17 protein-coding genes and 1 pseudogene are annotated in these 18,644 nt (G+C 47.0%); 10 read left to right on the top strand and 8 right to left on the bottom strand.

Annotated features, from left to right (window positions below; genetic code table 11):
• From NST83_RS17335 to NST83_RS17315, 5 genes are read right to left on the bottom strand one after another with little or no spacing between them, the layout of a single operon-like run.
• Nucleotides 1-471: a DUF4280 domain-containing protein gene (locus NST83_RS17335; protein WP_342415070.1), complete on the bottom strand. Its 471-nt coding sequence runs from the start codon at nt 469-471 to the stop codon at nt 1-3.
• Nucleotides 472-502: 31 nt separating this feature from the next.
• Nucleotides 503-1,132, bottom strand: a complete 630-nt coding sequence (locus NST83_RS17330) for a hypothetical protein (RefSeq protein WP_342415069.1) — start codon at nt 1,130-1,132, stop codon at nt 503-505.
• A gap of 12 nt (nt 1,133-1,144) precedes the next feature.
• Nucleotides 1,145-1,657 carry a hypothetical protein gene (locus NST83_RS17325; RefSeq protein WP_342415068.1) on the bottom strand — a complete coding sequence of 171 codons (513 nt, stop codon included), beginning with the start codon at nt 1,655-1,657 and terminating at the stop codon, nt 1,145-1,147.
• 12 nt (nt 1,658-1,669) lie between these two features.
• On the bottom strand, nt 1,670-2,773 hold the full coding sequence (locus tag NST83_RS17320) for a pentapeptide repeat-containing protein (RefSeq protein ID WP_342415067.1): 1,104 nt from the start codon (nt 2,771-2,773) through the stop codon (nt 1,670-1,672).
• Between the two features lie 15 nt (nt 2,774-2,788).
• Nucleotides 2,789-4,291, bottom strand: coding sequence for a hypothetical protein (locus NST83_RS17315; RefSeq protein WP_342415066.1), 1,503 nt, complete (start codon nt 4,289-4,291; stop codon nt 2,789-2,791).
• A 258-nt stretch (nt 4,292-4,549) separates the two neighbouring features.
• Between NST83_RS17315 and NST83_RS17310 the strand changes: the two genes are divergently transcribed.
• The 10 genes and pseudogenes from NST83_RS17310 (at nt 4,550) to NST83_RS17265 (ending at nt 14,455) form a co-directional block, all read left to right on the top strand.
• Nucleotides 4,550-5,305, top strand: a complete 756-nt coding sequence (locus NST83_RS17310) for an alpha/beta hydrolase (RefSeq protein WP_342415065.1) — start codon at nt 4,550-4,552, stop codon at nt 5,303-5,305.
• A gap of 200 nt (nt 5,306-5,505) precedes the next feature.
• On the top strand, nt 5,506-5,811 hold the full coding sequence (locus tag NST83_RS17305) for a hypothetical protein (protein WP_342415064.1): 306 nt from the start codon (nt 5,506-5,508) through the stop codon (nt 5,809-5,811).
• Between the two features lie 406 nt (nt 5,812-6,217).
• On the top strand, nt 6,218-7,612 hold the full coding sequence (locus NST83_RS17300; protein WP_342415063.1) for a TldD/PmbA family protein: 1,395 nt from the start codon (nt 6,218-6,220) through the stop codon (nt 7,610-7,612).
• A 3-nt stretch (nt 7,613-7,615) separates the two neighbouring features.
• Complete coding sequence (locus NST83_RS17295) at nt 7,616-8,959, top strand: TldD/PmbA family protein (protein WP_342415062.1); 1,344 nt, start codon at nt 7,616-7,618, stop codon at nt 8,957-8,959.
• A gap of 218 nt (nt 8,960-9,177) precedes the next feature.
• Nucleotides 9,178-10,569, top strand: a complete 1,392-nt coding sequence (thrC, locus tag NST83_RS17290) for a threonine synthase (protein WP_342415061.1) — start codon at nt 9,178-9,180, stop codon at nt 10,567-10,569.
• 451 nt (nt 10,570-11,020) lie between these two features.
• The gene (gene gdhA, locus NST83_RS17285) at nt 11,021-12,397 is read left to right on the top strand and encodes an NADP-specific glutamate dehydrogenase (protein WP_342415060.1); all 1,377 of its coding nucleotides are present in this window, start codon (nt 11,021-11,023) and stop codon (nt 12,395-12,397) included.
• A 237-nt stretch (nt 12,398-12,634) separates the two neighbouring features.
• A complete protein-coding gene (locus NST83_RS17280; RefSeq protein ID WP_342415059.1) occupies nt 12,635-13,132 on the top strand; it encodes a MarR family transcriptional regulator in 498 nt (165 codons plus the stop codon).
• 44 nt (nt 13,133-13,176) lie between these two features.
• A complete protein-coding gene (gene dmpI / locus NST83_RS17275; RefSeq protein ID WP_044648957.1) occupies nt 13,177-13,359 on the top strand; it encodes a 4-oxalocrotonate tautomerase DmpI in 183 nt (60 codons plus the stop codon).
• 6 nt (nt 13,360-13,365) lie between these two features.
• A pseudogene (locus NST83_RS17270) lies at nt 13,366-13,584 on the top strand (transposase); the annotation flags it as partial.
• 217 nt (nt 13,585-13,801) lie between these two features.
• Nucleotides 13,802-14,455: a nitroreductase family protein gene (locus tag NST83_RS17265; protein WP_342415058.1), complete on the top strand. Its 654-nt coding sequence runs from the start codon at nt 13,802-13,804 to the stop codon at nt 14,453-14,455.
• 101 nt (nt 14,456-14,556) lie between these two features.
• Here the strand turns inward: NST83_RS17265 and NST83_RS17260 are convergent, their stop codons facing one another.
• From NST83_RS17260 to NST83_RS17250, 3 genes are all read right to left on the bottom strand, one after another.
• Nucleotides 14,557-15,699, bottom strand: coding sequence for a VanZ family protein (locus tag NST83_RS17260; protein WP_342415057.1), 1,143 nt, complete (start codon nt 15,697-15,699; stop codon nt 14,557-14,559).
• Between the two features lie 7 nt (nt 15,700-15,706).
• Nucleotides 15,707-17,050, bottom strand: coding sequence for an amino acid permease (locus NST83_RS17255; RefSeq protein WP_342415056.1), 1,344 nt, complete (start codon nt 17,048-17,050; stop codon nt 15,707-15,709).
• A gap of 307 nt (nt 17,051-17,357) precedes the next feature.
• The gene (locus NST83_RS17250; protein WP_342415055.1) at nt 17,358-18,629 is read right to left on the bottom strand and encodes a VWA domain-containing protein; all 1,272 of its coding nucleotides are present in this window, start codon (nt 18,627-18,629) and stop codon (nt 17,358-17,360) included.
• Nucleotides 18,630-18,644 lie beyond the last annotated feature (15 nt).

Below are 18,644 nucleotides of genomic sequence, written 5' to 3'. Positions count from 1 at the left end.
TCAGCCATCCTGTCCGTCATCTGTAATGGAAATGATGCCTCCACCACCCGATCCCGTAGCGGAATTGTCCGTGCTGCCTCCAGCAAAAAAGGAGGATATCGCGTCTGTTACACCTGTGCAGCTACACATTAAGGTCGAATTACTGAGCAGGGCAGGGGCACCCTCGATCAACACATCCTCTTTTCCGCCTGTCCACTTGGACCCAAACGCAATTTCCGGTTCACAGGGAAGACCCTGCTTCAATTTACACAGACCAAAAGCATTGATTTTGCTAATATTCGCTCCACAAATGGCATCTTCTACGCTCAGGACGGGTTTATCTTTAATGTAGACGCCGTGGCTGTACATCGTATTGAGCACACCCGGGTCTGTACCTTGACTACACTGTAACTTGGCTCCTCTGACCACATAGGAATGCTCCCCGCTGAGCGCACCTTGGGCCAGTGCCTTGATAAGTAGGGGTAAAAACATATAAGCACCTCCTTGGATAAAAGGTAAACATTTAAGAAAGTTCCGACCATGTCGCGGTGTGCAGCATGGCATAGGTTAAGGGAACCCATAAGGGGGCATCCTCCAGCTTAAAGTGGCAGCTCCCGATCACAGCCTTGCCATGCCAGGAACGCACAAAGGCAATCTGATAATAAGGGGAGGGGGAAACTAGAAAAATAGCTTCATAGCAGCCGATGATAGTATCTTCAATAGAAAGAGCCTTTTCATCCACGAGCTTCATACTCGGTTGTACACGACTCGTTTGCTCAATCATCTGTTGTTGATAGATTTCTATCTGCGTGGGGTCCAGATCTTGCCCACTTTGGTGCAGTCCGAACAGGATTCCGCCCAGCTTGTCTTGAACGACGAAGCTTTTCGACGGGTCTATCGTCTGCCTGGCACGAGCTTCTGGAATGAGAGAATCCGGCAGGGATAGGGTAAGTTGATCCTCGAAGACAGGAAGGGCTTGAAACCGGATTTCCTGTTCATCCGGAAGGGTTAGTGAGCCCTTCAAAATTCCCTTTATCGCTTCTTCAATAGATACCAGCATCCAGCTTTCATCGTTCTCCGCCCCGCTTAACTGCTCTTTCAACGTTTGTTGATAATGCAGCTTCAAAAAAAATTCATCCCAATGCTCCGTCAAGATTGAACCTCCTTATAAGAGTTCTAGCTTCTGTAGCCGAAAACCACTCAAACTTCGACGAAGCAAGCTTTCAGCAGCCTCCAAGCTAACGATGAAATAAGGTTCCTTCACGTTGGACAGTCGAAAAAAATGGTGCTCTTTCACCTTTTGACTATCCAGCACAAGGCGTTTCAGCGTTTGATCGTGCGGATAAAATTCAGTCTGCTCTGAAATACCATCCACAGAGGGAACAGATGAAATCCAATATAATTCCTGGCGGCCAGGTTCCCGGTTCACGATATACAACTGTTTAAAACGGGCTTGTGAATTATATAGCTCCAGAATCCGCTTCATCGGATCGGAAAATAGCGGTTGTGAGGCTGAGAACGGCAGCCAGTCTGTATACTCGGCATCTTCTGTCGCATGAACATCTAAAACCTGAGCCGGGGGCATGCCAACAAATGGTGTTTTAAAAAGAACCGTATTTACAGGTTCGATCTGGCGCGAAATACGATGATCGTCGACCAGCACATAATAATGGCGCATACACATTTCTCCTTACTCTGTCCATACGATGGATTGACGCTGTGCTTCATTCAGCTTCCAATGCTGTTGGTATCTTCGCGGGACAAGGGTTCCTTGCATCGAAGCCCCCTCAAAATACGCATGTTCAAACGAATGTACATCCGTAAAATCGGCTCCATCCAGATTGGCGTGTTCAAAACGCAGTCCACCTAGCCCCGGCACCCGAGCTCCATGTTCCCGATGCGGCTGTCCGCTGGCACGGTTGAAGCTAGCACCTCTCAAATCGCTATATCTAAAATCCGTGTCGGTCAGTAGGCACCCCTGAAAGCTGCCTCCTTCCAAATTCGCTCGTTGCCAGATGCTCCCGATCAATATGCAGGTGTGAAACTGGCTTTCCCGTAAGTCACTGTGGCTAAAATCGTTATAGCGCAAATCCTTTTGGATCAGGTGAAGGTGGGGAAGAGAGAGCAGCTTTAGGTTTTCGTAAACATAGGGTTCTTCTTCGCTGGATTGCATCAATTGTTCGCTCACATTATCTGGAACTAGCGCTTCCTGATCTTCGACATATAGATTCTCGCTGATATCCTTGTACTCGCCCGTTCGGATGGCTAAACGATCAGCTTTATGAATAGCGAGATACTCAGGCATTTGAACGGCTTCTGCCAACCCTAAGCGCAGGAGTGAGCTCACAAACTGGTGGAAAAAGGGAGCGGATTCCAGCATCAGTCGTTCAACGTCCACGGAAGTGATCGCCCCCATATATATTTTTCGCTCCTGCTCCAAGGCTTCCAACATGGTACTCATAGGTGCGTAAGCCCATGAAGCGTCATAGGTTAGCTTGCAATCGGAATCATCTTCGTACCATTCAGCAGAATAAGCCTCGACCATATATAGGTAGGTTTGCTCCAGCATCTGAGTGCGCAAGAACGAGTAGTGGATATATCCAATCGGTTCTTTTTGGCCTTGGTGCTGCATGCTCAAAATGTGTATACATAAATCCCTGAACGATTTCTGGAAGTCGGAAATGAGCTGATCCTGACAACGATGAAACCTGTTCTCCAGCGTGTCTAGCTGTAATTCCAGCAAGGGTGTAAAATAATGCTCCTTAAAATGGTGTAGCGCCGCTTGTTTATCCATCTACTACCCCTCCCGTTAGTTCATCTTGATTTCCGTACCGGAGAAGGTCGTTTTATCATCCAGCGTAATGGTATTGCCTTTACCGGATAGCTCGATTTTTCCGGCAGAAAGCTGGATGTTGCCGGAACTCATAACGATATCGGAGGCCGCGCTAATACTCACATTTTTTCCGCTTACAATATCAATGCCCGTTTTATCGTTAATGACAATGGACATGCCGTTGCCGGAGATGACGATTTGATCGGGGGCGAGCATGATTTCTTTGCCGTATTTGGTTCGTAGTGTCTTAATGGCAGGGTCAGCCATTCGATCAGGCGCAGGAGCTGCTGCGGACATTGCAGAAGAAGACTTTGCTCCGGCAGACGAAGCAGCAGCAGTCGCATGTCCAGTAGCGGCAGAAGATTTTCCAGCGGAAGGCTGCGGTTCTCTTTTAACCGAGCTGATCGCGTATCCTTCTTCCTCCTTATAACTTGGGAAATAAATACGAATACTGTCCCCGTCCTCAGGCATACAATACCAGCCCGTGTTATCCGCAGATGCATAAATGGTAGAATAGGGAAACCAGTAATCCGTGTTCGGGTCTTGCTGATCGTCCATATCGAGCTGGGCGCGGACCTTGTCCCCACGAACGCTCCGTACCTTGCCATGAATGGAAGCACCGATAATGGAGCGATTGTAGTCTTTAATAGGACGTAAGCCGCTTCGTGGCGACAGCTTGGCGGTATGGGTCAGCACTCCATCCTTCATCTCCGTTAGCACCTCAGCTACGATCAGCTTATGGCCTTGGAAGGTCACTTCATAGCCAGGCTCCAGCAGCTTCTCTGTCTCGACCTCATATTGGATAAAATCAGCATCGCGTACGCCGGGAATATGGTTTTCAGAGGCAGTTTGGAAATCCGCGACCCGTTTGGTGACTTTATAATTGGTGGAGTGTATTTCTCCTTTGCTCAGGCCCATAGGCAGGCCAAAATAAAACTTTGGTACCCCATAGCCCACCGCAGGAATGAGTGGAGAGTAGAAGTGGGAAGCCATCCGTTTCAAAAATTGCCAGTCGGTTTCATCATATTGCATGATAAAGGTACCGATGGGCTTCTTGTGGGACACCACATCCATGGCTTCGGCTTTGGAGTAGTCCGATACAATAGTTTCGATCAGACCCGTATAGGTGAGCTTGGGGTTCTGGAAAGAACGCTGATGCCGCTTAATATCTAGCTCATAGGTATGAGAAATGGCTTCGACGGTCAGGTAATGAACGCCGTGAACGACTTTTTCCTCCACATCCAGGGCAATGCCTCGAAAAAGGGGCTGTCGATTGCCATTTTGGTCTGTAACAAAAGCTTTGACCTGAGTTTCTTCATCTGAAGCACGTACATACAGCTCGCGCTTTTTCTCCGAGATGATGCCTGTACAGATCATTCGGGCATGGTCATTGACTGTTTTTAAGATTTTAAGCTCATGAAGGCGAACGAATTCATAAGGCATAATTTCGATATGACCGTACGTCACGATATTTTCCATAGGTGTCTCCTTTCCTAAATCCAGCATATGTATTTATCGGTTAAAAGAGAGAGTTAGTTTACAGAATGGCCCATTCGTTGGGGTATTTACTATGTGTATTTCTGGAAAGGAGAGGATGGATTATTATTTTAATTTAAAGGCATGCTGAGCGTAATTTGCAATCAATAATACGCTTAGTGATATACATAGTTCACTTAACAATTGAACATAGCATTACTTTTACATAAGTAATAACCTTGTAGAAAAGGAGAGGATCAAATGCCATACATACAGTTTGAGGATTTAGAAATGTACTACGGAAAATTGGGTATAGGGGAACCTATAATATTTTTGCATAGCCATTATTCAAGGGGAATTCTAGCTTTTTCATCTCAATTACTTGATTTTCAACAGAAGTATACATGTTATTTCCCCGATCACAGAGGGCATGGTAGAACGAAATGCGATAGTCTGGAGTGGAGTACCCCTCAATTAGCAGAAGACGTTATTGATTTTTTGGAAAAATTACATATTCCAAAGGCACATCTAATTGGGTACAGCTGTGGGGGAAATGTTGCTTTGTATTGTGCAGCGAAGCATCCTCAAAAGTTCGCAACCCTTACGACCATAGGCTGTAGTGGATGGGCATGTCCTGAAGGAGCTAACGAATTTGAACCAGAGTGGCTCATTGAAAACGGACGTTACGAAATGATTCATCAAATGATGGAACGGCATGAGGAGGCACATCGGGGAAATTGGCAAGAGTTTATGCGTCAGAGCGCAAAGGATTGGCGTCTTTATCCTCAACTGACACGAGAACAGTTAAGCAGCATTACATGTCCGGCGTTTTTTATTGCTGGCGAACATGATGAGTTCGTTACAGAAGAGCAGCTAAAGGATTTATGCTCTCTTGTCAAAGACTCACGCTATCTGATTGCACCGTATTGTAGTCATCGACCCCATATGCTTAGGGAAAAGCCTGAATTCATAAATGATTCTATTCTTCGATTTTTGAATAAATATGCTATTCTCTGATCATAAATGTATCTTTTCCATTGTTTTTTATTTTTGCTATATATAATAAGTTTATTGTATTGTCTTCCGATATTTTTAGTCCTACATTTTCCAAAATTAATTCATCTAGTCCACTATTATTTTCCTACCATTGATACGTATCCACGTACCACATCCGACATCATCCTTTGCTACACTTTGAATAAAAGGAGATGATAGCTTTGGATACTCAACGGAAACAGCCTAAGGGGGAGGAACATACGAAGCCTTCTGAAAATACAGCCGAACAATATGAGAGCTTGGTACAACAGGAAGACGAACACATAGAGAGACTTAAAACATGCACAAAGCTCATTTTGGATGCGCTTGCTATTATTTCTCAAAAGGCAAGCGTACTGCACATGGAAACGGTCAAAGAGGCGGCCGATCATCTTCATATCATGGAACTGGATTTGCGTAGGGAATTATTTAAAGTACGTTTGAAAAAAAGTATTTTGGCCAACAAAATGAAGCAACCCCAAGCATAGTAGCGGAGGGGACGGAATCGTTCTGAAGAAGCGGAGCGTTCGCTTTTGAACCCGGATTTTTACCATTAGAATATAATCAAAAAAAATCTGGGGGCAACAGCGATCGGAAGAATGGTCCGTCCACGTAGCGGCCTTACATGCATGTACTTGCTCAATCCAGCCAGTAATCAAAATGCTCAAATAACCCGACATGACCCTTCACGGTCTACTCGGGTTTTCTCATTTCTCCCTCAATCCCCCCGCATAAATCTTCACTCCACCCAAACACACCGCCGCTCACATAGTTACACCCACTCCCAACATCATGTATAGTAAAGTTATGGGAAATGACCATGAACCCGCAGATCACGATGCTTAACCGCACTATTTCTATAATGCAAAAATGCAAAAAACGAGGAGGAACGTGATGATACATCCAACACAGATTCAGGATATGCTGCAAGCCGCGCTGGAGACGGGCGGGGATTTTGCAGAGGTGTTCGTCGAGGACCGTACCAATGGACAACTGGGTATGACCGGGGGAGTCGTGGATACGGCGCTGTCAGGCAGGGATTTTGGGATTGGCATTCGGATTATGAAGGAGCATTTTTCGGTGTACGCCTACACCAGTGATATGAGCGAGCAGAGCCTGATTCGACTAGCCAAATCGGCCGCCAAGGCCATTCGCGGAGGTGGAGCGCCAGGTACACAACCGATCACACTCCATCCCCACACGATCTCTAATCACCATCCGATTTCCATCATTCCTGACGGATCACAGAAACGCGCCAAGATCGACATGATGAGACGTGCGCATGAGGCGGCAAGCCAATACGATCCTTCCATTACGCAAACCTCCATTGGCATTAGCAACTCGATCCAGAACGTGCTGATCGCCAATAGCAATGGGCTGCTGGTGGAGGATACCCGTACGTATACACGCATGAGAATAAGCGCGATTGCGACCGCAGGGGAGCATAGACAATCCGGTTTCCGCGGGCCGGGGGCGTATGCGGGGACTGAATTCCTGGAGAGCCTGAATATCGAAGAAAATGCGAGAGACGCGGCCCGTATTGCGACCACAATGGTAACAGCGGGATACGCGCCTAGCGGCAGACTGCCCGTCGTGATTGAGAACGGCTTCGGCGGGGTTCTTTTCCACGAGGCGTGTGGTCATGGGCTGGAATCTACGGCGGTGGCGCATGGAACGTCCGTGTTTGCGAATAAGATCGGGCAGCAGGTGGCTTCACCGCTCGTCACGGCTGTGGATGATGGAACCATTCAGAACGCGTGGGGCTCGCTCAATATAGATGATGAAGGAGCGCCGACACAGCGCAACGTACTGATCGAGAACGGCATTTTAAAAGGATATCTGATCGACCGCATGGGCTCGCGCCAGATGGGTGTGCCTGCGACGGGGTCAGGACGAAGACAATCCTATAAATTCGCGCCTGCTTCCCGTATGAACAATACGTTTATTGCGAACGGAGATTCGACCCGTGAAGAGATCATTGCGAATACGGAGTACGGGATCTATGCCAAATCGCTGGGCGGCGGTTCGGTGAATACCTCGACGAGCGAGTTTAATTTTGCGGTTGAAGAGGCGTACATGATTCGTAACGGTAAAATTGCCGAGCCGGTCAAAGGTGCAACACTGATCGGAAAAGGGATTGAAACACTGCAAAATATTGATATGGTCGGCAACAATCTGGATCATGGTCAGGGGATGTGCGGCTCGGTCAGCGGAAGTCTTCCGGTCAACTGCGGACAGCCGACGATTCGAGTGTCCGAAATGACCGTCGGCGGACGGAAGGGGGAATAGGCGATGAATATTCAGCAATTTCAAGAAGCGCTGTTCACAAAAGGTCGGGAAATCGGCTACGCGGATATGGAAATCTACTATGTAAATGGACGTTCTACCTCGGTAAAGGTACTGAAGGGAGAAATTGATCAATATACCATCGTCGAGAACGGTGGACTTTCCTTCCGGGGTGTCATTGACGGGAAAATGGGCTATGCCTCTACGGAGAAGCTGGAGCCGGACGTGATCGACTTTTTATTGGAGGAAGCTCGCAGCAACGCGGACATATTGGAGAGCGAGGAACAGGATGAACTGTTTGAAGGCTCTGCAAGCTACCCTGAGCAGCCTGCCCATGCCGCCGCGTTAGCTGACACGGCTCCTGAAATTCTCATTGAGGCTGCAATGGAGATGGAGCGTACAGCGCTTGCCGCAGATCCACGGATTGTAATGGCTCGACACTGCTCGGTCAGCATTCGTGAAAATGAAGTTCTGATTGTGAACACGAAGGGGCTGCACTGTCATCGCCGCAAAAGTCTGGCGACCGCTTATGTCTACGTGATTGCCCAAGAAAATGACGAGACGGTTACCGGGGGCTGGCATGATTATTCCCTGCGGAGTGTGGAAGAAATCAATATTGCAGATGTGGCGCATAAAGCCGTAAAAGAGGCTGTTTCCAAGCTGGGTGCTCACACGATTCAATCGGATAACTATCCGGTCATTTTCCGTCATGATGCAGCAGCGCAATTGCTGGCTGCGTATACGTCGGTATTTTCAGCAGAGTCGGTAGATAAAGGCTTTTCGCGGTTGGTTGGAAAATTGGGTCAGAAGGTGGCAAACGCCAATGTCACACTGGTCGATGATCCGCTGATGGAGAACGTTCCCGCAGGCAGTACGTTTGATGCCGAAGGCAGCGCAACGCATCGTAATGAGATCATCAAGGACGGCGAACTACGGACGTATTTCCATAATCGCAAGACGGCCCGCAAGGCTGGGGTGCAGAGTACCTCTAATGCTTCCAAGGGAAGCTATAACGGTAAAATCGGTGTGTCTTATCATAATCTGTATGTGGCTCCCGGTTCTTCTACTTTGGAGGACATGATTCGCAAGACGGATCGCGGCTTGATGATCGTCGAGCTGCAAGGACTGCATGCAGGTACGAATACAGCGTCCGGTAATTTTTCGCTGGCTTGTCTGGGATACTGGATTGAACAGGGGCAGGTGGTCAGAGCAGTCAATCAGATTACGGTGTCCGGTAATTTCTTTGACGTGTTGCAGCAGATTGAAGAGGTTGGCAACGATTTGCGTTTTACGGGAAGCTGTACCTCACCTTCGCTCAAGCTGGCTGCACTCTCCATTTCAGGGTCATAATTACGGGAGCAGCCGGCTCCTTTCCAGACTCACTGTCTGATTCTGACGTTCGATTTGCCTGCGTATTACAGATGCCTGATGCATCGGGGTATGGTAAAGTAGGAGAAAGTATTTAAAATATGAAAAAAAGGCTTGGTTACAGCACCGCGACAGGGTATTATAGACAATAATATATTCGAAAATAGGTTTTCGAATTGAATTTTTATTGGGGGATGGATATGAGATATATAAGCACTAGAGGTCGAGTAGAAGCCAAGGGATTTATTGATACCGTGCTCATGGGGTTAGCTGACGATGGGGGTCTGATGGTACCGGAGCAGATTCCGACCGTGTCGGCAGCTACGCTGGAGCAATGGGCTACATTGAACTACAGAGAGCTGCTGCTGGAAGTTTTTGCGCTGTATATCAATGATGAAATTCCTCGTGAAGATTTGGAGGGACTGGTGGAGCGCAGTTATGCGAGCTTCCGTCACCCGGAAGTCACGCCAGTGAAGAAGATCAACGATTCCCTCTATATTTTGGAGCTGTTCCACGGACCGACGTTTGCGTTCAAGGATGTGGCGCTGCAATTTATGGGTGAATTTTATTCCTACGTGTCCAAGAAGCAGAATGAGATCATTCATATTTTGGGTGCGACCTCGGGCGATACCGGGGCGGCAGCGATTCAGGGCGTGCGTGGCAAGGAAGGCATTAAAATCTGTATTTTGCACCCACACCAAAAGGTGAGCAAGGTACAAGAGCTGCAAATGACGACCGTTGACGATAAAAATGTACTGAACCTGTCCGTAAAAGGGAACTTTGACGATTGTCAGAAGGTCATTAAGGACCTGTTTGCCGATCTGGATTTCAAAGGCAAGCATCATCTGCGGGCGATTAACTCGATTAACTTTGTGCGTATTTTGGCGCAAACTGTATATTACTTCTATGCTTATTTCCGGGCACAGGAGACTGCGGGTACGAAGAAGATTAATATCAGCGTGCCATCTGGTAACTTTGGCAACATCTTTTCCGGCTTTCTTGCGAAGAAAATGGGCTTGCCGATTCATAAGCTGATCATTGCGACGAATGAAAATAATATTTTGGAGCGCTTCGTGAAGACAGGTGAATACAAACCAGGCGGCTTCAAAAGCACGTATAGTCCTTCCATGGACATTCAGGTGGCGAGCAATTTCGAAAGATATCTGTACTACTTCCTTGGAGAAGATGCAGCGAAGGTATCTGAATACATGAACACTCTCAAAACCGAGGGACGGATTGTGATCAGTGCAGAGGCTTTGAAACGGGTACAGCAGGATTTTGAAGCCCTTGGCGCTTCGAATGAAAAGTGTCTGGAACTGATTAGCAAATACAAAGCCGAATATGACTATTTGCTGGACCCGCATACGGCTTGCGGTATCGCCGCGTATGAAGAGTATAATGGCGATGGAGAAGTATGTGTGACCTTTGCAACAGCGCACCCTGCCAAATTCGATGAAGCGATCCGTCTGGTGGACATTAAGCAGGAGTTCCCGGTGCAGATTGAGCAATTGTTCTCTAAATCGCAGCACCAGCAGGTGGTAGAGCATGACGAGGCGGAAATTGTGCGTCAGCTTGAAGCCTTCTATGTATAGAAGACAATCACGCTAAGAACGGGTGCCAGGACATCATGATACGATTGAACCCCAAGAAGGCTATGCTCCGTGTGTAGCCTTCTTTTTAATCATTTTCATACTTTTGGATAAACTAGCCATGTAACGTCATTCTGGATTATAGATGTAAATTTCATTCTGTTCACATTATTGTACCATGTGGAGTAAGGTATAAATACCTCGTTTCATCGTGAAAATCCCCGTATAACAAGGAATTTCGGCTTGGTAATATGACAAGGAATGATAGATTCATAGAGATATTTGATGAAGGGGCCAAAATTTTTTTATGAGCAAATTAGATGTATTTTTATAAAAAATCATGTATAGTTAACTAAATTTTATGAATACATAAAACCCTACTCTCAAGAATTCGGAATGAATCCGTTCCGTTCTCTGGTAGAAGGAGTCAAATATAAAGGAGTGTTTTAGAAAAGTGACCATTATCCGTTCAGAGCAGAGTCAACAGGCAGCAGCCGAATATGTGCAGTCCGTTTTTGAGAAGGTTATCGCGCGCAATCCTCATGAGAATGAATTTCATCAAGCCGTCAAGGAAATATTGGATTCTCTGGTTCCGGTACTGGCCAAGCATCCCAAGTATATGCAGCAGGGGCTTTTGGAACGGCTTGTGGAGCCAGAACGGGTCATTACCTTCCGTGTGCCTTGGGTAGACGACGCAGGGAACGTACAGGTCAATCGTGGCTTCCGGGTGCAATTTAATAGTGCCATCGGTCCTTATAAAGGCGGAATCCGTTTTCATCCGTCGGTGTATCTGGGAATTGTCAAATTTTTGGGCTTTGAGCAAATTTTCAAAAATGCGCTGACAGGTCTTCCAATTGGCGGCGGCAAAGGCGGCTCCGATTTTGATCCCAAAGGGAAGTCAGATAACGAAGTTATGCGCTTTACACAAAGCTTTATGACTGAGCTGTATAAATATATTGGCCCGGATACCGACGTTCCGGCAGGGGATATTGGTGTAGGCGGGCGTGAGATTGGCTACATGTTCGGGCAGTACAAACGGATTCGCGGGGGACATGAAGGTGGCGTCCTCACAGGTAAAGGAATTCATTACGGAGGCAGTCTTACACGTACAGAAGCGACTGGATATGGTTGCGTGTATTTTGTAAATGAAATGCTGTATGCGCAAGGCTTATCCTTTGAGGGTAAACGTGTGGTCGTGTCGGGTTCGGGGAATGTATCCATTTATGCGATTGAAAAAGCACAGCAGCTTGGCGCTACAGTCGTTGCCTGTAGTGACTCGAATGGCTACATCTATGATCCGGACGGCATTGATCTGAATTTGGTGAAGCAGCTTAAAGAAGTAAATCGTCTGCGCATTAGCGAGTATACCAAAGAGCGTCCAGGCGCAATATATACAGAGGGCTGTTCCGGTATCTGGTCAATTCCATGCGATATCGCACTACCATGTGCCACACAGAACGAAATTGACGAACAAGCAGCACAATTGCTGGTAAGCAATGGCGTAAAAGCTGTGGGTGAAGGTGCGAATATGCCATCTACGCTGCAGGCTATTGAAGTATTTTTGGACAATGGGGTTCTGTTTGGACCAGCCAAAGCGGCCAATGCAGGCGGAGTTGCGGTTTCTGCGCTCGAAATGTCACAGAATAGCATGCGCCTGTCATGGACCTTTGAGGAAGTGGACACCAAGCTGCATGATATTATGAAGAATATCTATGCGAACAGTGTGAAGGCGGCTGAGGAATACGGCGTGCCTGGGAATCTGGTTGTAGGGGCGAACATTGCCGGATTTGTCCGTGTGGCTGACGCTATGCTGTCTCACGGGATCATTTAACCGGGGATACTACAAACAGGCTGGAGAGGGCAAGAAAACCTGTACAGCGTTGTCTGTATGGCTCTCCTGATCTGCTATCGTATGAGTGTTGTATGAGCTATCACATAAGTAAGTTATATAAGAAGAAGCTGAGTAGTCCCTTGCGGGGTTGCTCAGCTTTTATTTGATAAGAGTCACTTTATTTTTCACAGGGACTTGATTTATTTTCAAGGAGGATGTATATTACTTGATAGCTCAATGATTGATGGATCAAAGGTTGAATTGTCATGCCCAGTGACCTGGCTTAAGGGAGGAGAGATTGCTATCACCCAAACATCACCCGAGGCTGACTATATTTTTGAAGCGCTGTTGCTGTTGAACAAGCAGATTAGCTCCAAGTTTGAGCGTTGTGCAGGAATCAGCGCATCCAGATTACAGCTGTTGTGCAAGTTGTATCAGGTGGATGAGATCAGCCAGACCTTGCTGCAAAAAGAGGTTGGCATCGACGGTGCAGCCGTAACCCGCCATTTGAAGCAGCTTGAAGCGATAGCGATGGTCACACGACGAACCAAGCCGGAGGACAACAGAGTTACGCTGGTTAGCCTGACCGATTATGGGCGGGAGCGCATTGTTACTTTTAAACAGGAACGCTCACAGTTTGTGGATCGGCTGCTCCAAAGCTTCGACGAGACCCAGCGGCACCAGCTAGCCGATATGCTGCAAGTTATGAATGGTCATATGTCCGATATGGACTGACCCCAATTACATTATACCCATAGGGGAAACAAGGAGGAATTTACATGCCAGTAATTACTATTGAAGCAGGCAAATTAAATAAAGAACAAAAAAGATCGTTGGTCACTGAACTTACCACATCAGCTTCAACCATAATGAATGTACCCGAGTCGGCTTTTATTGTTTTGATTAAGGAAAGCGAAAGTGAAAACATTGGTTTCGGAGGAAAATTATTATCTGATCGCTAATGTCAGAAGAAGACTATACGGCTGGCCGGACTGAATCTCAAAGAGAACAGCTCGGGGAAGAAAAAAGGAAAATCCAGTATAACCAAACGAGGACGCGCAAGGCTAAAAGCGCTACTGTTTCGGGCCGTGATGCCCATGGTGGCGAAGAATGCGGAGTTTAAGGCACTGCACCAATACTTTACCATTTTCATAAGGGCAAAGACCCCGCGTGACATGGGAGGGTAAGCCGTCAAGAGTCAGGAGTGGATATCCCAGGTTCGATCATAGAAGTTGATCCATAGATTGGGAAAAATGTCCCAACCTCTATTCCTGCCACCGGCTCTTCCAGAAAATAATGACATCCTTACATGACTTCTCCAGTGCTCGATATGTCAATGGCTGAAAACCGAAGAACGAGTGAGAAAACATGAGAAAATATTAATTTATAGTGGGAGAGATTTGAATGAGTAATACGAACACATCCAATATTGTCAAAACAAATGATTTTAAAGAAATTGCATTGGGCCGACGTTCTGTAAAAGTATACGATCCGTCCGTAAAAATTAGCCGCGAAGAAATGACAGAGATTTTGACTGAAGCGACACGCGCTCCATCGTCCATTAACCTGCAACCTTGGCGCTTTCTTGTGATTGACAGCCCGGAAGGTAAAGCAACCTTGGCACCGCTCGCCAGCTTTAATCAACGCCAAGTCGAGACATCTTCGGCAGTGATTGCCGTGTTCGGAGATTTGAACAACTTTGATAATTTCGAGCAAATTTTCGGAGAAGCTGTAGAATTGGGCTATATGCCAAAAGATATTAAAGAAATGCAGCAGGAGAAAGTGGCAGCCCATTTTGCAGCGCTTGATCCTGTTATAAACAAAGAAACCGTTCTGATCGACGGTGGTCTGGTATCCATGCAGCTCATGCTGGTAGCACGCGCTCACGGTTATGACACCAATGCAATCGGTGGCTATGACAAGAGCAGAATCGCTGAAGCCTTTGGTCTTGAAAAAGATCGTTATGTACCGGTCATGCTCATTTCCATGGGTAAAGGTATCAATGAAGGCCATCCATCCACTCGTCTGCCGATTGACCAAGTTGCACAGTGGAAATAAAAGAAACGAGTTATCATCTATACGCAATATAGAAAAAACAGGCGAACAAAGGAACAATCCTTTGCTTCGCCTGTTTTTGTGCTGCTTGGGTGCAATAAAATTTAACTTTCCGACCCATCAGTAGGGTCAGTGGTGTCAGACTGAGGGGGGCGAAGTCGATTGGGCCATGTAATTCGGTGGGTAGTATGGCTAAGCTCCTCATAAAATAACGGCCCCTTTCTGAACAGGCGTATAACCAGATGAAAAAAGAACCATCCGTTGATGACCAACAGCATCAGGCTGATCAGAACACTCGCCCATGGAGGGACTTGAGGCCAAAGTACGGGTCCACCCAGTACGTAATTAATGCCAAAATACAACCAGTACAAGAGGCTGTAGCGCTTTAGCAGCTCCCACAGGGAAATACGTTTTCCTGCCCCCGCAAGATGTATCCGCACCAGCCATTTACCTGGGGTTCGTCCATTCGTCAGGTAAGGTATCAGCATGAAGTATACTCCACTGGATACCCAGAAGGCGACGGGCACACGGAGGTATTCCATAACACCGAGCAGACCTGTCCAGATAATGGAATCGACGAAAAAGGCTACGCCCCGTCTGGTATAGGATACCCGCTTGGTTGTGATGTCCAAATGCTTGTCCAGATGCTCCAGACGCGGGAGGAAACGCGAAAACCACTCGCCCAAAAGAAAGCCCAGCATGCCGCCCAATGTATTTGCCATCAGATCGTCCACATCAAACACACGATACGCGTGGTCAAAAAATCCGTACAGTCCTGTTAGCTGTGTCACCTCAAAGAAGAGGGAAAGGCCAAAGGACAGAATCAGACACCATCCCCACCGCGCACGGAAATAATAACGTAAGAACATACCGAAAGGCACAGTCATAAGAACGTTAAAAACGACCTGGAGAAAAGCGCGTTCCTTCAGCAAATGCAGATAGCTGGAGGGTTGGGAGGGAGAGACGGATGTCTCCCTGATAATGTCGTGAATGAACTGCAAGGGCATGAGCTGCAATGCGCCTCCGGTTAACGCCGTATTATGACGCGATGCCGGAAGCGGTAGAATCACCAAAAAGAAGGCGTTCATCAAGTATAAAAGCAACAGGTAAAGTAGCAATGCCCTCATTTTATGGATATAACCATGCCTGCGGTATTGTACGATTAGAAAAGGCAGCGTAAACAGCAACGCGGCAAAAGGAAAGGCAAGAAAGGCATAAGAAACAGGAAACAAATACGTTTGAATCATGAGCTGTTTATGCCTGCTTTCCCCGGAACTTCACCAAAGACCAAATGATCAGGAACGCCATGAAAGCCACGCATACGCTGATACTGATCCGATTTTGCGGATCAAGCAAGAACAGGAACGCAATCACCCACAGGCATCCGACTGTTATCGCTGTGATATAAGGAAATCCCCATATTTTGAAGCTTGGCTCCACCGGATAAGATTTGCGCAGCTTCAACTGGGACAGGCAAATACAGCTCCAGACGAGCAAAACGACAAAGCCCGGTACTGCCATCAGAATACGGAACAGTCCGTCCTGAGCGATATAAGCAACCATCGAACCGACAACCAGGATCACGGCGCACAATTTGAGACTATTCACCGGAACCCCATTCGAGGATACGCGGGCAAGCGATTTAGGACCTTCCCCATTGACTGCCAGCGAATGCAGCATACGTGTAGCCCCATAAATCCCCGAATTGGCGGCAGACAGTACGGCGGTAATCAAAATGAAGTTCATGACATGGGCCGAGCCTTGAAGTCCTGCCGAAGATAGCACCTGTACGAACGGGCTGGTATTCGCATCCAGTTGATTCCAGGGAATCAAGCCGCAAATGATGAGAATCGGCAGCGTATAGAACAACACAACGCGAAAAATAAAGTTTTTAACCACCTTTGGAAGTACCTTTTCTGGATTCTCTGTTTCTGTTAACGTCAGGCCAATCAGCTCAGAGCCTCCGTAGGAAAAGGTAACCACCAGCAGCGCTGAGAAAATAGCCAGCCAGCCATTGGGGAGAAATCCGCCATGCTGTAAGTAATTGCTCAGATAAGGCGGAGTTTCAGTTGGGATGATGCCGAACAGGATACAGCCGCCCAATGCAATAAAGATGATAATCATGGCAATTTTAATACCTGCAAGCCAAAATTCCAGTTCCCCGAAACCACCGACACTTAGCATGTTGACCACAATAATGAAGGCCGCACTTGCTAAACTGAGTACCCATAAGGGAACACCCGGTAACCAGTATTGGAGGAAGCTTCCCGCTGCGATAACCTCAATGATGCAGACGGCCAGCCACATGAAGCAATACAACCAGCCGATGATGAAGGAAAGCCGTTCTCCAAAAGCTTTGCGAATAAAATCCTTCATATTCATGTTGGGATAGACGGTAGCCATCTCGGCGATCGCGCCCATGACGACCAAGAGCAGAAGTCCCGCGAAGACATAGGATAAAATAACTCCAGGCCCCGCCAAGCTGATCGTTTCGGTACTTCCTTTAAAAATACCGGTCCCGATAACTCCACCCATAGCCATAAAGGTAATATGCCTAGGGAGCAGCTTTTTGTGCAAAGTGGCTTCATTTGATTTCAATCCGAAATCCTCCTTCATCAAGTCGATCTTCAGCAAGCCCAAACAGGGTTGCTTCAATTAGGTTTATACTACATGAAAATATCCAATTAGGAAATGAAAGAAATAGGATTTGGCAAGGAATTAACCTTATATTATTCTACTATGACAAAAATGGGGGGGGGATACTGAAGAGAAATGTGTAGAAGAGCAGTTAAGAGGCAGAATAATGGCGCTGACGATTGCTCTATCAGTGGTCATTCTGCCTTTTATTGCTACTCTCAGCGGATATATAAGTGACCATGCAGGGGTATCGCATGGTGGTGAAGGATTAGCTCCGCAATATTCCTTTGGCCCGCACTTGCTTAAGCCAACCAGGAAATTCGTTTAGCAGACGGTCGTACAATTCTGCGTCTGTCACGGAGTCGATGTCATCCAAGGCAAAAAAATCTGCATTATCCACTACGCGACCGCGCAGATTATCCAACTTTTGAAGGACTCCATAATCGGCATTACCGAGTCCGACGAATTGCCAGAAAATCGGAGTTTTCGAGTACTTGATCAGCAACTTTGATATTTTTTTCGTTTCATACACGCCGCCATCACTGAAAAAGATAATGTAGGTTGGGATTGTTTCATTAGGTACTTCTTCTGTATATTTTAAAATGATATCCGTCATCACTTCAGGCTCATTGTTACCTAATCCTATTTTCCCATATCCAGGTTCTGGGAAAGTTCGTTTTACGTAATTCTCGTAATCTCGTTCCGTGACGCTTGGAGCGCGTTGGGCTTTGTCTGCAAAAAACCATACGTCCATTTCACCATCATCATCCATGCAGGCGGCTACAGCCAACACACGTTCGAAGGCTTTTTGCACGGTTCCCAGTGAGTACAGCTTCCCCATGGAACCAGAAGCGTCTAATACAACCGCTACTCGTGCTTTTTCATGGTCTATCTGTTTCTTTTTCAATGAAATTTGCACACTCTGCTTAAGTAAATTGATTTTTCCGCTACCGGGAAGGGAAGCATTTGCCTCCGCTTTGGCATTCACAGTATTCGTCGGTGCTGCTGACGGCTCCTCTTCTTCCACGGTGACGCCATGAGCCTCGGCAAGCGGTTTCAGGCCTCCGTTGAAGCCACGCCCAACTGCGCGAAGCTTGAAGCCTGACGTATGGCGGTATATTTCAGCGAATACGAGTGACGTTTCTTTGCTGGCCTCGGTAATGCTATAGGCGATATGTACCTGCCTTCCCTGAACGGTCAATGTGCAGCCAATCACATCGGCAAAAGTACCTGGACCATCCAGAGTGGCGGCAAATACACATTTATCAACTCCAGTTCCTTGCAAAGCCGTTAAGGCTACAGTGAATTCAGCGGTTTTGTTATTGGGGCGCTCTAAACGTATATGGCTGTGCGGATCTGCTGGTTGATTGTAAAAAATGAAATAGTCATCCGAAGCGACTTTACTATCTTGGCCTACCATAAAACAGCTAACATCCAGCTCGGCTGGCGCATGCTCCCATGTAATTTTTACCCTCACTATTTCTTCTGAACCCAAAGGTGCATTAGCTCCTGTACTTAATACCATTTTTGAACCACTCATGCTGTCTACCCCCTA

Origin of the sequence: Paenibacillus sp. FSL R10-2782, from assembly GCF_038592985.1 — a bacterium.
Taxonomy (GTDB): Bacteria; Bacillota; Bacilli; order Paenibacillales; family Paenibacillaceae; genus Paenibacillus; species Paenibacillus terrae_C.
Note: the sequence above shows the minus strand (reverse complement) of the source record. Positions and strands in the feature narration are given on the sequence as shown.